Source organism: Clostridia bacterium (assembly GCA_024685775.1).
GTDB lineage: Bacteria > Bacillota > Clostridia > Christensenellales > CAG-1252 > CAG-1252.
Genome location: JAIKVL010000038.1, coordinates 1 through 15,090, shown reverse-complemented (window position 1 = coordinate 15,090; position 15,090 = coordinate 1). Strand labels below are relative to the sequence as shown.

The window sequence follows — 15,090 nt, the reverse complement described above, 5'->3', positions numbered from 1 at the left end:
GACCTCAAACGAAAAAAGGTCGCTCTTCATCGAACGAGCGACCTTTTTTATTCTCTTTTTTCTTTCTTATGAAAAGTACTTCACAGCCGAGCGGAAGATCTTCATATCGAATTCGCCCGGGACGTTCTTATAAAGTCCGCTCCCTATCCTTTCGCTATGCCCCATTTTCCCGAAGACTCTGCCGTCGGGCGAAGTAATACCCTCGATCGCGAGAACGGAATCGTTGGGATTAAAGCGGATATCCGAAGTCGCCTTCCCGTCGAAATCGACGTACTGCGTCGCGATCTGCCCGTTTTTGATGAGTTCTCGGACGGTTTCGTCGCTCGCCATAAAGCGACCTTCGCCGTGAGAAATCGGGACGGTGAACACGTCGCCGACGTTGACGAGGCTGAGCCACGGGGATCGATTCGAAGCGACGCGAATACGGACGAGTTTGGATTGGTGTCTGCCGATCGTGTTGAACGTCAAAGTCGGATCGGTCTCTTTCGTGTCGGTAATCTCTCCGTAAGGAACGAGTCCGAGTTTGATGAGCGCTTGGAACCCGTTGCAAATGCCGCCGATGAGCCCGTCGCGTTTTTTCAAAAGCGCGTTGACTTCCCGTCTGACCGCGTCGCTCAAAAAGAACGCTTTGATGAATTTCCCGGAGCCGTCCGGCTCGTCGCCGCCCGAGAAACCTCCCGGAACGAAGATCATTTGCGCGCTCTTGACCGCCGAAGCGAAATCCTCTACGCTCTTTGCGATGTCGGAAGGCGTCAGATTGCGGACGACGAAGATCTCCGCGTCCGCGCCTGCGTCCGAAAGCGCTTTCGCGGTGTCATACTCACAATTCGTTCCCGGGAAAACGGGAATCAGGACTTTGGGCTTCGCGACTTTGATCGAGGGAGCCGCCGCGCCGCCTTCGGTATAGGAGATCGTTTCGTAGGTCTCGCAGTTTTCTTTTTCCAAGCAGGGATAGACCTTTTCGAGCCGTCCTTCGTAAGAAGCGTCGAATTCCTTCAACGCGACTTTTTCGGAACCGAACGTAAAGGCGCCGTCTTCGGTGATCTCGCCGAGGAGCGTCCCCACCGATCTGTCGTCCGTTTCGAGGACGAACGCGCCGTAACGGTATCCGAACAACGTTTCGAGCGCAAGCCCATTCTCAAAGCGGAACCCGAACCCGTTTCCGAGGCTCATTTTGGCGATCGTTTCCGCGACTCCGCCATAGGTCGGGGTGTAGGCGGCAAAGACTTTTCCCGCGCGGCAAAGCGCGTTCACATTCTCCGCGATGCGCTTCACCGACTGCGGCGTGGGAAGCCCGCCCTCGTAATCGGGAGCGAGCAAGACGCTAAAATGTCCCGCTTTCTTGAATTCGTTCGAGACGACGTTTTCCGTCTTCCCCGTCGTCACCGCGAAGGAAACGAGGGTGGGCGGAACGTCCATCTTTTCGAAACTGCCGCTCATCGAATCCTTTCCTCCGATCGCTGCGATACCGTAATCGAGTTGGGCTTGATAGGCGCCGAGGAGCGCGGCGGCGGGTTTACCCCAGCGCTTCGGATCGCGCATCGGTTTCTCGAAATATTCTTGGAAGGTCAGATAGGTGTCCGAAAGATCCGCGCCCGTCGCGACGAGTTTGCAGAGGCTCTCCACGACGGCGAGATACGCGCCGTGATACGGGCTTTTCTCGGTAACGAAGGGATTATAGCCCCAAGACATAAAGGAACAATCGTCGGTATGCTTCTTTTCGACCGAGATCTTATGCACCATCGCTTGAATCGGAGTACGCTGATATTTTCCGCCGAACGGCATCAGGACGGTGCCCGCGCCGATCGTGGAGTCGAAACGCTCGGAAAGCCCGCGCTTGGAGCAGACGTTGAGGTCGGACGCAAGGGAAAGCATCCCTTCGCGGAAAGACGCGGGAACGCTCTTTTCGAAGGGTTCCGCTTTCTTGACTTCGACGTCGATATGCTTTTCCGCGCCGTTCGAATTCAAAAATTCGCGGCTGATATCGACGATCAAGTCGCCGTTCCAGCGCATCCTGAGCCTGCCCTCGTCCGTAACGACCGCGACGGCGGTCGCTTCGAGGTTTTCTTCGTTTGCGATGCGGATAAAGCGCGCCTCGTCCTCTTTCGCGACGACGACCGCCATTCTCTCCTGCGATTCCGAAATCGCGAGTTCCGTCCCGTCCAAACCTTCGTACTTCTTCGGGACCAGCGCGAGATCGATATCCAGCCCGTCCGCAAGTTCGCCGATCGCGACGGAGACGCCGCCCGCGCCGAAATCGTTGCAACGCTTGATCATGCGGCAAGCGTCCGTCCTGCGGAACAAACGCTGTAATTTTCTTTCTTCGGGCGCGTTTCCTTTTTGCACTTCCGCGCCGCTCTTTTCGACCGAACGCGAGGTATGCGCTTTGGAAGAACCCGTCGCGCCGCCGATCCCGTCGCGCCCCGTCCTGCCGCCGATCAAGATGACGACGTCGCCTTTTTCGGGGCGTTCCCTTCGGACGTTCTCTTGCGGAGCCGCCGCGATGACCGCGCCGATCTCCATACGCTTCGCAACGTAACCGGGGTGATAGATCTCATCCACCATTCCGGTCGCGAGCCCGATCTGGTTTCCGTAAGAGGAATAGCCCGCCGCCGCCGTGCGAACGAGTTTGAGTTGAGGGAGTTTTCCTTTGATCGTCTCCGAGACGGGGACGGTCGGATCGCCCGCGCCCGTTACGCGCATCGCCGCGTAGACGTAGCTTCTGCCGGAAAGCGGATCGCGGATCGCGCCGCCGATGCAGGTCGCCGCGCCGCCGAACGGCTCGATCTCCGTCGGGTGATTATGCGTTTCGTTTTTGAAAAGAAGGAGCCACGGCTCTTTTTTGCCGTCCGCTTCGATCTCGATCTTAACGGTGCAGGCGTTGATCTCTTCGGATTCGTCGAGCTTATCCAAAAGCCCTTTCTTTTTCAGGACTTTCGCCGCGAGCGTCGCGATATTCATCAGGGTGACGGGCTTTTTCGTCCCCGTCTTTTCGCGATCCGCCAAATAGTTTTCGTAGGTCTTTTGGATCGCGGGATCGGAGAAAGAGATCGAATCGACGGTCGTCAAGAAAGTCGTGTGCCGGCAATGGTCGGACCAATAGGTGTCGATCATTTTAATCTCCGTTACCGAGGGATCTCTCCCTTCTTTGCGGAAATAATCGCGGCAAAACGCGGCGTCGTCCGCATCCATCGCGAGAGAAAAATCCGCGACGAACGCTTTGAGCTTTTCTCCGTCGAACTCGCGAAAGCCTTTTACGACCTTGACCTTTTCGACTTCGCCGCTTTCCGCCGCAAGGGAGGACGGTTTATCGAGCGAGGCTTCTCTCGCCTCGACGGGGTTAATGACGTACTTTTTAACGGTGGCAATCTCTTCTTTCGTCAGGTCGCCTTCGAGAAGATAGACTTTCGCCGTGCGAACGGTCGGCTTGTCGCCGCAGGAAAGGATCTGCAAGCATTGCGCCGCCGAATCGGCGCGCTGATCGAATTGCCCGGGAAGGAACTCGACGGCGAAGACGGCGTCCGCGCCCGCGGGAATTTCCGCGAACGTGCGATCGAGTTGAGGCTCGGAAAAGACCATGCGAACGCCTTTTTCGAACAATTCTTCCGACACGTTTTCCACGTCGTAACGGTTCAGAAGGCGAACGCTCTTTAATCCGCCGATCCCATACAAAGTACGGATCTCATCCGCGAGCGCTCTCGCTTCGTTATCCAAACCGGGATTCTTCTCAACGTATACACGAAAAACCATATTATTTCTCCTTTGCGGCAAGCGCTCTCTTGCCGATATCTTTGCGATAAAACGCGTTTTCGAAGCGGATCGTTTTCACGCCTTTATAGGCAAGCGCGATCGCTTCTTCGAGCGTAGGCGCGGTGGCGGTATAGCCCAAGACGCGCCCGCCGTTCGTCAGAAGTTTTCCGTCTTCTTCCTTCACGCCCGCAAAATAGACGCCCTCGTCCGATTCGAGGGTGATCGGGAATCCCTTTTTATACGAAACGGGATACCCTTCCGACGCCATAATCACGCAACAAGCGCATTCTTTCTTGAACGCGACTTCCGTTTGATCAAGCGTTCCGTTCGTCGTCGCCGTCATCACGGTCAAAAGATCGCTTTCGAGAAGGGGCAAGACGACCTGCGTTTCGGGATCGCCGAAGCGGCAGTTATACTCGATGACTTTGGGTCCGTTCGGCGTCAGCATCAATCCGAAGTACAAGCAACCGCGGAAAGTCCTATCTTCCTTATTCATCGCGTCGATCGTCGGCAGGAAGATGGTCTCCATGCAAACCTTCGCGATCTCGTCCGTGTAGTAAGGATTGGGCGCGATCGTTCCCATCCCGCCGGTATTTAATCCTTTGTCGCCGTCCAAAGCGCGCTTATGATCCATCGAGGAAACCATCGGGACGACGGTTTTTCCGTCCGTAAACGCCAAGACCGAGACCTCGGGCCCCGTCAAAAACTCTTCGATGACGACTTCTTTTCCGCTGTCGCCGAAGACGCGGTCTTTCATCATCGAATCGACGGCGGCGACGGCTTCTTCTTCCGTCCCCGCGATGATGACGCCCTTTCCGAGCGCGAGCCCGTCCGCCTTAACGACGATCGGATAGCTCTGCCCTTTCAGGTATGCGACCGCTTCGTCCCGATCGGTAAAGGTTTGATAGTTTGCCGTCGGGATGTTGTACTTTTTCATAAGATCCTTGGAAAACGCTTTGCTTCCCTCGATGATCGCCGCTCTTTTGTTCGGACCGAAGCAGGGAATCCCGACCTCGGTCAGGCGATCCACAAGCCCGAGGACGAGGGGATCGTCCGGCGCGACGACGGCGTAATCGATCTTATGCGCGAGCGCGAATTCGACGATCTTATCGAGTTCTTTCGCGCCGATCGCGACCGTGATCGCCTCTTTCATCCCTCCGTTACCGGGGAGCGCGTAAATCGCGCCCACGCGCGGACTTTTTTTCAGCGCTTTGACGATGGCGTGTTCCCTTCCGCCGCCGCCTACGACGAGTATATCCATAGTTTTCTCCTCTTTTATCAATGGTGGAAAAGGCGCATTCCCGTAAACGCCATGACCATTCCGTGGCGATCCGCCGCCTCGATAACGAGATCGTCGCGGATCGAACCGCCCGGCTCGCAAACGTACGTCACGCCGCTTTTCGCTGCCTTTTCGATATTATCGAAGAAGGGGAAGAACGCGTCGCTGGCGAGCGTAACGCCCTTGATCGTAGAAAGATAGGAGTCCTTTTCCGCGCGGGTAAAGGGCTCGGGGCGAACCGCGAAATACTTTTTCCAAACGTCGTCGCCGAGGACGTCCTCGCTGTCCACGTCCGAAAGATAAAGGTCGATGATATTGTTTTTATCCGGGCGACCCACCCCCTCCGCGAAGACCAATCCGAGCACTTTCTCGTGCTGTCTCAAATGCCAAAGATCGGCTTTGCTCGCGGCGAGACGGGTGCAATGGATCCTCGATTGCTGCCCCGCGCCGACGCCGATCGCCTGCCCGTCCACCGCGAAGCAGACGGAGTTGGACTGGGTATATTTGAGCGTAATCAGCGCGATGATCATATCTTCCGCTTTGTCGGCGGGAAGATCTTTATTCTTCGTGACGATATTCGTCAAAAGCTCTTTATTGATCTTGAAATTGTTTCTGCCCTGCTCGAAGGTAATGCCGAAAACCTGCTTCCTTTCTCTCTCCTGCGGAACGTAGGAAGGATCGATCTTGACGATATTATAGGCGCCTTTCCTTTTGGTCTTCAAAAGTTCCAAAGCGTCGGGCGCGTAAGAAGGCGCGATCACGCCGTCGCTGACCTCTCTCGCGATGATCTTTGCGGTCGTCAAATCGCATTCGTCCGAAAGCGCGATCCAATCGCCGAAAGAGCTCATTCTGTCCGTGCCTCGGGCGCGAGCGTAGGCGCAAGCGAGCGGAGAATCGTCCAGCCCTTCGATATCATCCACGAAACAGGCTTTTTTGAGTTTGTCCGAAAGCTTCCTGCCGATCGCGGCGGAAGTCGGAGAAACGTGCTTAAACGAAGTCGCCGCGCATTTCCCGGTCGCTTCCTTGATCTCTTTTACGAGTTGCCAAGAGTTGAAAGCGTCCAAAAAATTGATATATCCGGGCCGACCGGAAAGGATCTCGATGGGGAGATCCGCGCCGTTTTCCATAAAGATACGCGCGGGTTTTTGGTTGGGGTTGCATCCGTATTTCAATTCGAATTCTTTCATGGTTACCTCTTATTTGTTTTTATTGATCATGCGGTTTTCTTCCTTTCCCGTCGCGAGGTCGATATAGCGGACGTAAAGGGAGATCTTGTTTTGTTCGTTCAACGCGTTCCAAAGCGTCTCGGTAAATTCGTCGATGGAATCGGGGATCAGGACGCGCTCGGGCTCGCCTTGGAAGGTCGGGATCGGATTCCCGTCGGTGACGTAGGTATGAAGAAAATGGCCGACGCCGTCGATCGGCTCGTAGTCGAAGGTAAAGCGGTTGCAAGCCGAACCTTTTTCGTCCGCCGATTTCAAAATGCTCATCTTATAGGAGAAGGGGGTTCCGAGGGTAAGCATCGCGCTGATACGCGGCGTAAAGTTCGGTCCGTCCGGTTCGAATTCTCTCGCTTTCAATGCGGACGAGAAGCATTTTCCCTCTTTCAGTCCATTATAGATCGTGTCGGTCTGGTCGCCGTTCGTGACGATGAGTCTATCTTCGAATCTGCGGATCGCCGCGTAAATAATCAAGCTGGGATCTTCGACTTTGCTCGCGTCGAAAGGCTCGGTAAAGACTTCGCCGTTCTTCTCGGTAAAGACGCGGTTGCGGCTGTTCGCGCTTCTACCCATAATGAAATAAGCGGCGACGGCTTTCCCGTTTTTGCTCTTGCCGACGACGATCCCTCTGCCGACGTAGGGGTTGCCGGAGATCAGTTCTCCGATGTCTTTCGTTTCGTAGACGTTCATTTTTTCTCCTCCGATATTTTTTTGCTGACAATTTCACAGGAAGCGGGCAAGATCTTCCACTCCGCTTCTTCCATAACCCGTCTTTGCAAGATCTCGGGCGTATCTCCTTCTTTTACTTCCACCGCTTTCTGCATCACGATGCGCCCGCCGTCCGGAATCTCGTTTACGAAATGGACGGTGGCTCCCGTTACTTTTACGCCTTTTTTAAGCGCGGCTTCGTGGACTTTCAGCCCGTAAAACCCCTCCCCGCAAAAAGAAGGGATCAGGGACGGGTGGACGTTCAAAATGCGCTCTCGGTAGCGATCGGTGAAATTCTTGGACAGAATCACCATAAAGCCCGCGAGGACGACGAGATCGATCGAGCGTTTTTCAAGCTCTTCCGCGATCCGCTGCTCGAAGGTCGCGGGATCTTTTTTCTCGACGACGACCGTTTCCACGCCGGCGTTCGCCGCGCGAACGAGCGCGTATGCGTTCGGCTTGTTCGAAAGGACGAGCGCGATCGTTCCGCTGTGGAGCGCGCCGCTCTTTTCCGCGTCGAGAAGCGCTTGCAGGTTGGTGCCGCCGCCCGAGACGAGGACGGCGATCTTCGCTTTCTTCATAACAAGACCACTCCGTCTTCCGAACGGATGATCTTTCCGACGACGTACGCGTCCACGCCTTCTTCTTTCAAGACGGCGAGCGCTTTGTCGACGTCCTGTTTTTCGACGACGACGCTCATCCCGACGCCCATATTAAAGGTGTTGAACATATCTCTTTCGGGGACGTTGCCCTTTTCTTGGATGAGTTTGAAGATCGGGAGAACGCGAACGTCCTCTTTTTTGATCTCGACGCCGAGTCCTTTGGGGATCGAACGGGGCATATTCTCGAAGAAGCCGCCGCCGGTGATATGGGAGACGCCCTTGACCTTGACCGCGTCGAACAGGGCAAGCATCGGCTTGACGTAGATCCTCGTCGGAGTCAGAAGGGTCTCGCCGAGGTTCTTCCCGCCGAGTTCGGGATAACGGACGTTTAAGTCGCTGTTTTCCACGTCGAAGACCTTGCGAACGAGCGAGAATCCGTTCGAATGAACGCCGGAGGACGGAAGCGCGATCATGACGTCGCCTTCCTTCATCGCGGTCTTATCGATGACTTTATCGCGCTCGACGATGCCGACCGAGAACCCCGCGAGATCGTATTCGTCCTCGGGGTAAAAACCGGGCATTTCGGCGGTCTCGCCGCCGATCAAAGCGCTTCCGGATTGGACGCAACCTTCCGCCACGCCCGAGACGATCTCGGCGATGCGTTCGGGAACGTTTTTCCCACACGCGATGTAATCGAGGAAAAACAGGGGTTTCGCGCCGCAGCAGATTACGTCGTTCACGCACATCGCGACGCAGTCGATACCGACCGTGTCGTGCTTATCCTGCAAAAACGCGAGTTTGAGTTTGGTGCCGACGCCATCCGTACCCGACACGAGAACGGGATGGGCGTATCCCGTCAGATCGAGGGAAAACAAACCGCCGAATCCGCCGATTTGGTCGGCGCCGCCGGTCATCGTCCTCGCGATATGCTTTTTCATCAGTTCGACGGCTTTGTAGCCCGCAGTGATATCGACGCCCGCTTCTTTGTAACTTTCGGAAAAACTCTTCATTATCTTCTCCTTTTCTTATTCTTTTCCGTTCCAGCAATAGGTGCAGAGTTTGCAAGGGGAGATCCCGATCGCTTCTTCCATTCCTTCGATGGACTGGAATTCCAGCGATTCGAATCCGAATTTATCGCAGATCGCTTTGCGCATCTTCTTGCCGCGCTCGGTCGTCGCGTCGCTGTACTCGTCAAGGTGCTTAAAGCCCTCTTCCCCTTCGAGTTCCATAATGACCCTGCGCGTTATGAGTTCCATATCGCTCGTCGCGCGGGAGAAATTCAGATATTTGCAGCCGAACATGATCGGGGGACACGCCGAACGCATATGGACGGCTTTCGCGCCGTTCTCATACAGAAATTCGACCGTTTCGCGCAGCTGCGTTCCGCGGACGATCGAGTCGTCCACGAATAAAAGGCTCTTATCCTTGATCAGCTGGCGGACGGGGATCTGCTTCATCTTCGCGATCTTGTTGCGATCGACTTGGTTATTCGGCAAAAAGCTCCTCGACCAAGTCGGCGTGTATTTGATGTAGGGGCGCGCGAAAGGAATATGGCTCTCGTTGGAATACCCGATCGCGTGGGGCGTTCCCGAATCGGGCACGCCGCAGATATAATCCACGTCGACGGCGGTTCCCCGCGCTTTATCTTCCTTCGCCATAATCTCGCCGTTGCGATACCGCATTTCCTCGACGTTTACGCCTTCGTAACAGGAAGTCGGGTAGCCGTAATACGTCCAAAGGAAGGAGCAGATCCGCATATCCTCTCCGGGAGCCTGCAATCTCGTAACGCCGTCCGCGGTGATCGCCGCGATCTCGTTCGGACCGAGCTCGGAATAATCTTTGTAACCGAGTTTTTGATAGGCGAACGACTCGAAAGCGACGCAGTAAGCGTCCTCTTTCTTTCCGACCAAGATCGGAAGCCGCCCCATTCTGTCGCGCGCGGCGAGAAGCGTACCATCCTCTTTCAGGACGAGGATATTCGCCGTTCCTTCAATCTCGTTTCGCGCGTAATTCAACCCGTCGATGAAGTTCGATTTGCGGTTGATCAGCGCGGCGATGAGTTCGATCGAATTGATCTCGCCTCCCGAAGCGGCGGAAAACAAACCGCCCTCGGCAAGATGCCGCTTGACGAGCTCGTCCGCATTATTGATAACGCCGACGAAGCAGATCGCGTACGTCCCGAGATGGGAGCGGATCAAAAGGGGTTGCGGATCGTAATCGCTGATGACGCCGATCGCCGCGTTCCCCTTCATTTCATCGAAAATATGCTCGAATTTCGTCCGAAAGGGTGCGTTCCCCAAATTATGGATCTTGCGTTGCAGTCCGCGCGCGGGATCCGCCGCGACGAGTCCGCCGAGTTTCGTTCCGAGGTGCGAATGATAATCCGTACCGAAGAAAACGTCGCAAATACAATCTTCTTTGGACACCACTCCGAAAAAAGCGCCCATTTTAACAATCCTCCCGTTCCGGTTAACCGAGAACCCTCTTCATCATTTCTTTGTAAGCATCCTCTACGCCGCCCATATCTCTTCTGAAACGATCCTTGTCGAGCTTTTCGTGCGTGGTCGCGTCCCAGAAGCGGCAGGTATCGGGAGAAATCTCGTCCGCGAGGACGATCTTCCCGTCCGAAGTCTTTCCGAATTCGAGTTTGAAGTCGACGAGTTCGACGTTGATCGAAGCGAAGTACTTAACGAGAAACGCATTGATTTTAAGCGCCATATCGGCGATGGTTTTGAGCTCTTCCTCGGTGCAGTACTCCATCGCGAGAATATGGTATTCGTTGACCATCGGATCGTCCAGCGCGTCGCATTTATAGCAGTATTCGAGGACGGTGCGCTTCATCGGAGTCCCTTCGGGAAGTCCGAGACGCTTGGAAAGAGAGCCCGCCGCGATGTTGCGAACGATGACTTCCAAAGGAACGATGGAGACCTTTTTGACCGCGGTCTCGCGCTCGTTCAATTCCTTGACGTAGTGCGTGGGAATTCCTTCCTTTTCGAGCTTTTCCATCAGATAGTTGCTCATTCGATTGTTGACGACGCCTTTTCCGACGATCGTTCCCCTCTTAACGCCGTTAAAAGCGGTCGCGTCGTCTTTATACGAAACGATAACGAGATCAGGATCGTTCGTCGCAAACACTTTCTTCGCCTTGCCTTCGTACAGTTGCTCTTTCTTTTCCAACATAATTCCCCTCCTACCCTTTCGGGATTTTTATTGTATAAAAAACCGCAGGCGGTATATCCCTGCGGTTTTGTTTATAAGTTATATTGTTTCTCGATCGCGGCGTTCTTCGACAAGACCTTTTCTGCGTTTTTCAGGCGGAATTCGTCCGACTTTTTACAAAGACCCTCGTCGTATACGCTCAGGATCTGGACGGCGAGCGTCGCGGCGTTCACGGCGCCGTCGATCGCGACGGTCGCGACCGGAATACCGGACGGCATTTGGACGGTCGAAAGCAGCGCGTCCAATCCGCCGAGCCCCGCGCTCTTGATCGGGATCCCGATCACGGGGAGCGTCGTGTTCGCGGCGATCGCGCCCGCAAGATGGGCAGCCATTCCCGCGGCGGCTATGATCACGCCGAATCCGTTCTCCCTTGCGGTAGAAGCGAAGACCCGAACTTCCTCGGGCGTTCGGTGCGCCGAAAAGACGTGGACTTCGAAAGGCACGCCGTAGGACGCAAGCGTGTCGATCGCTTTTTGCAAAACGGGCAAATCGCTGTCACTTCCCATAACGATTCCGACTTTTTTCGTCATCAGGCTCTCCTTTCTTTCTCGCGCGTTCTTACGCGTCGGTCACAATAAAATTATAAAAAACGAAGTCGCGAAATGTCAAATGAATTCGGAGGGAATTTGCGGCGGTTTGCCTCTCAAAAATCGGCGTTTTCTTTTTAGGGATCCCTTGAACGAATCAAGCCGAACGGGCGCGGACGCCGCCCGAAGAAATCCCTTGGGCGCGCAATCGCTTTTCCATTGACAAAACCGCCCCGCATCCATTACAATAATAGAGTTTTGCGACGCCGTTCGCAATCCAACCCGCGGAGAGTTGGCAGAGCGGTCGAATGCGGCGGTCTTGAAAACCGTTGAGGTGCGAGCCTCCTGGGGTTCGAATCCCTAACTCTCCGCCAATTAAACAAAAAGCCCGAGAATCGGGCTTTTTTAATGTTACTTAACGTTAGGGATTCGAACGAGAGCGTTAAGAAATCGACAGTTGACTTCTGTCGATTTTAGCGATGACCGCCGCTCCGAGAGCCGCATAAAAACAACTAAAAAGCATTGCGGCTTGAGGAGCAAGAGCGAATCCCTAACTCTCCGCCAAGCGTAACCTAAGTTGAACCCCTAAAGTTTGACTTGGGTTATTCTTTTTCTAATCATCGAATATTGCTGACGTTTTCGCTCCCGTTCATTTTTCCGTGAGTTCGAATCCCTAACGGACGGGCAAAAGAACAGATACCGAACCCACATAAAAAAGGCTACTACTCGAAAGCAATAGTCATCATCTTTTGCATAAGGAGGTATTTGCATATCTTTTCCATTATGGAAAATCGGTAAAAATACCATATTTTTTAATAGAGGATTTAAAATTCAATTTTGGTTACTGCCGCGCCGCCAGAAAAGAAACTCCTCTTTGGGGGAGAAAGAAGGCAATAAGAAAGATACCTGTCGGCAATGCCGACAAGAAAAAGTGGGTTTCCCACTTGTCCACGAAACGGGTGAGCAAAATCTATGATTTTGGGAAATCCCTTTACCTGCTTTTCCAAAGCATCCATTTTCTTATAGATTCCCAAAATTCTAAACGACGTTTCTATCCCGTCCGTAGCTGTCAATTTGTAGGTCGATCTCGTGCTTTCATACGCATTCCTCCTTGTGTGGTTGTATTCAAACAAATATGCGCCGTAAAAAACAAAGGGCGAACAGACAAAACCTTACGCGCGTTTCTGCAACGCAAAAATAAGGTCTATCTGTTCGCCCGAAGTCTAAAGGTTCGCGGTTTCGTACTGTTCTCTCCGCCCGCTCTTGGGTTTTTATGCGGTTTAAGTCAATACGGCTTCTGCCAAGTATAATCGCTTAACGAACGTTAGCGACAGGCAATGGTATTTTACCTGCCACCCGTATTCAGTTTGTAATCACATTATATCACTTTCAAACACCTTTGTAAAGGTTAAGGTGTTCGTTGTAGCAAACACCTTACCACATTTTTGAAAATTTTTTTAGCTATTTATTTGGCTATCCGGCATTTTTCTATAGCAGGATAAGGAAATAGCCAAAATCGGCGTATTTCGTATAGCGCGCCGTCTGCGCGCCGAACAATCGGGAAACCCGATTTTCGTTATTTAGAAGAAAAAAATTTAGAGCTTTCTTTTTACTTGCTTCACCATATTTACGATTTTCATGCCATACTTTTTCTCCAAAATACAGGCATCCCTTTGGTTAGAAATCGGTTCGATTGAAGACAATATTTTCTGTTGAGTTTCGGGGGTCCAGTATATTTTCAGTTTTCTCTTCGCTCGTGTGATTGCAGTATAAAAGATATTATGAGAGATCAGTTCTTCAATTTCATTTGTTACGACGATTTTTACAGAATCATATTCCAACCCTTGTGCTTTATGTATTGATATGGCATATGCGACTTGAAACGGAACGACCTGATCTCTCTTCCGTTCTCCGATATCATCATCGACATATTTATTGACCGAGAAGCGAATGATCGAATGTCCCGGAATATCACACTCCAACAACTCAAAACCTGCCTCTGCTGCCCCGAAACCATTGATTGACATATCTACTTCAATCGAAAAAGTTATGGACATGTCGTCTTTATGTATATCTCTAATCCAACCTTTCAAATTGTTATAAAGTACAGGGTAAAAGCGGTTATTTTCATTAAATAAGATTGGGTCGTCTACTTTGTACACCCAAGAATCCCATACGACAGGCGGGTTATGATTATCGCTCTGCAAAAACCGGTTTATGTTGTTAATTCCATATAAGCCATCATAATTTAAACAAAGGATTATCCGATCTTTTAAATCACTTACAAAAATAGTTCCGTCTTCCAGTCGCGCAGAGTATTTATTCCGATAAATGTATTCAGTAATCTTGGGCTCCAATTCCCGCACACGATTCCATAATCCAAGTAAATTACTGCTCTGACTAACACGATAAGGTGTAGTGAGTTCAAATATGTTGTTTTTGGGCAGGAAATAGCGAGCAAGCCCAAACCAATTCCCAAATGCAATTGATTGGATCTGAAACACATCTCCAACAAGCACCAACAATTTGCATGATAGTTGCTCTAAAAGCTTTTTCATCGCAAAATTATCTACAGTACTACATTCATCAATAAACACCACGTCATAAGCCTGTTTCAAATACTGTTTACTTCCTGCAATAGTGCTAAACTCACTGTTTTTGGTGTTTATTTCTCTGCGAAGATGTTCTTTTGCCGGATTCGTGTTTGCCAAAAACAATTTGTCCTCGTTTGCAAAGAAATCCGCTAAATACTTAATTAATGTTGTTTTACCGGTTCCTGCCGCGCCGTAAATCATAGCAAGATTGGAATCAGAAAAAATACAAGGCAAGATCTTCTTTTTTTCTTCAGAATCAACTGCGGGATTTGAATCCACCCACGCTGACATCGAGTTCTTATATCCTGCCAATCCGCTGCCTTTTCTTCTTAACAGATCATTGATAATCCAAATTGTATCGTTCACATATCCGTTAATGTATATTTGCCCATTTTCTATCACTAAACTTCTTGTGCGTTTATGTTTTTGAATAAGACGCGAATTAAACTTTTTTACCAAAGTTTCTGTGTCGCCATATTTTTTGACATCCTCTATCGGCGTAAACAATTGCACTTTTTGTTCGGTGTTGATTCGTATCCGCCTTGAAAGCATTTCATCCTCATGTCCCTTGATATTTATACTTGAAAAAATATCGAACAGCGACGGATTATGGTCATGAAGGGACGCATCAAAAGGCATATTATCAAATGGCAGAGATTCGTTTACTAAACACAAATTAGAAATCCAGTTGTTTTCCGATGACTGTATTTGTGCTTTCATAATACTATGATGCAACCGTAATAACAAGTAGCGAACAATATTATGTCCTGTCATTTTGTTTTTTGAAAGATTCCGACATTTATTAAGCATAGTGAAAAAATTATTGGAATCACATTTGTTCATTAGCTCGCTTTTTAACTGATCGTAGTATTTTTGATCATAATCGATTATTTCTGTAAGACTAACGCCGGTCTTGGTCAGATAATCCATCATAAACCTGTATTCTTTTGTGCTTGTATTAACTTTTTTAACATCTAAAATTGTGGCTATATCTTCCAATTCAACCGGACGAATCGCGACTACATAATTATTGATAATCCTGACAGGCATTTTTCGATTAATAATATCAATAGACGTATCAATAAAATCAAGTTTTATAGAGTAGAATGAAGGAATATCACGATTAGAAAACACGATAAAACGGTTGAATTTGCTAGAATAATCATCGGCAGAAATAATCGTCAACTGATA

The 15,090-nt window shown here is 51.2% G+C and carries 11 protein-coding genes and 1 tRNA gene; 1 reads left to right on the top strand and 11 read right to left on the bottom strand.

Features of this window, described 5'->3' with window-relative positions:
• Nucleotides 1–66 precede the first annotated feature (66 nt).
• The 9 genes from K5753_07010 to purE all read right to left on the bottom strand — a co-directional run bounded on the left by K5753_07010 (nucleotide 67) and on the right by purE (nucleotide 11,308).
• Entirely contained in the window at nucleotides 67–3,750 is a 3,684-nt protein-coding gene (locus K5753_07010; protein ID MCR4726948.1) for a phosphoribosylformylglycinamidine synthase, read from the bottom strand.
• 1 nt (nucleotide 3,751) lies between these two features.
• Complete coding sequence (gene purD / locus K5753_07005; protein ID MCR4726947.1) at nucleotides 3,752–5,011, bottom strand: phosphoribosylamine--glycine ligase; 1,260 nt, start codon at nucleotides 5,009–5,011, stop codon at nucleotides 3,752–3,754.
• Nucleotides 5,012–5,028: 17 nt separating this feature from the next.
• Complete coding sequence (locus K5753_07000; protein MCR4726946.1) at nucleotides 5,029–6,216, bottom strand: phosphoribosylaminoimidazolecarboxamide formyltransferase; 1,188 nt, start codon at nucleotides 6,214–6,216, stop codon at nucleotides 5,029–5,031.
• A gap of 9 nt (nucleotides 6,217–6,225) precedes the next feature.
• A complete protein-coding gene (locus K5753_06995; GenBank protein MCR4726945.1) occupies nucleotides 6,226–6,939 on the bottom strand; it encodes an IMP cyclohydrolase in 714 nt (237 codons plus the stop codon).
• On the bottom strand, nucleotides 6,936–7,538 hold the full coding sequence (gene purN / locus K5753_06990) for a phosphoribosylglycinamide formyltransferase (protein MCR4726944.1): 603 nt from the start codon (nucleotides 7,536–7,538) through the stop codon (nucleotides 6,936–6,938). Before purN ends, K5753_06995 begins: the two co-directional genes overlap by 4 nt.
• The gene (purM, locus tag K5753_06985) at nucleotides 7,535–8,569 is read right to left on the bottom strand and encodes a phosphoribosylformylglycinamidine cyclo-ligase (GenBank protein MCR4726943.1); all 1,035 of its coding nucleotides are present in this window, start codon (nucleotides 8,567–8,569) and stop codon (nucleotides 7,535–7,537) included. The genes purN and purM overlap by 4 nt, the downstream gene beginning before the upstream one ends.
• Nucleotides 8,570–8,584: 15 nt before the next feature.
• Nucleotides 8,585–10,006, bottom strand: coding sequence for an amidophosphoribosyltransferase (locus K5753_06980; protein MCR4726942.1), 1,422 nt, complete (start codon nucleotides 10,004–10,006; stop codon nucleotides 8,585–8,587).
• Nucleotides 10,007–10,028: 22 nt separating this feature from the next.
• Complete coding sequence (locus K5753_06975) at nucleotides 10,029–10,736, bottom strand: phosphoribosylaminoimidazolesuccinocarboxamide synthase (protein MCR4726941.1); 708 nt, start codon at nucleotides 10,734–10,736, stop codon at nucleotides 10,029–10,031.
• Nucleotides 10,737–10,810: 74 nt separating this feature from the next.
• A complete protein-coding gene (gene purE / locus K5753_06970) occupies nucleotides 10,811–11,308 on the bottom strand; it encodes a 5-(carboxyamino)imidazole ribonucleotide mutase (protein ID MCR4726940.1) in 498 nt (165 codons plus the stop codon).
• A 283-nt stretch (nucleotides 11,309–11,591) separates the two neighbouring features.
• Here purE and K5753_06965 point away from each other — a divergent pair.
• Nucleotides 11,592–11,679, top strand: a tRNA-Ser gene (locus K5753_06965).
• Between the two features lie 450 nt (nucleotides 11,680–12,129).
• Here K5753_06965 and K5753_06960 read toward each other — a convergent pair.
• Both K5753_06960 and K5753_06955 read right to left on the bottom strand, forming a co-directional pair.
• The gene (locus K5753_06960) at nucleotides 12,130–12,321 is read right to left on the bottom strand and encodes a hypothetical protein (GenBank protein MCR4726939.1); all 192 of its coding nucleotides are present in this window, start codon (nucleotides 12,319–12,321) and stop codon (nucleotides 12,130–12,132) included.
• 579 nt (nucleotides 12,322–12,900) lie between these two features.
• Nucleotides 12,901–15,090 (bottom strand): ATP-dependent RecD-like DNA helicase (locus K5753_06955; GenBank protein MCR4726938.1); only part of this gene is annotated, 2,190 nt, incomplete at its 5' end.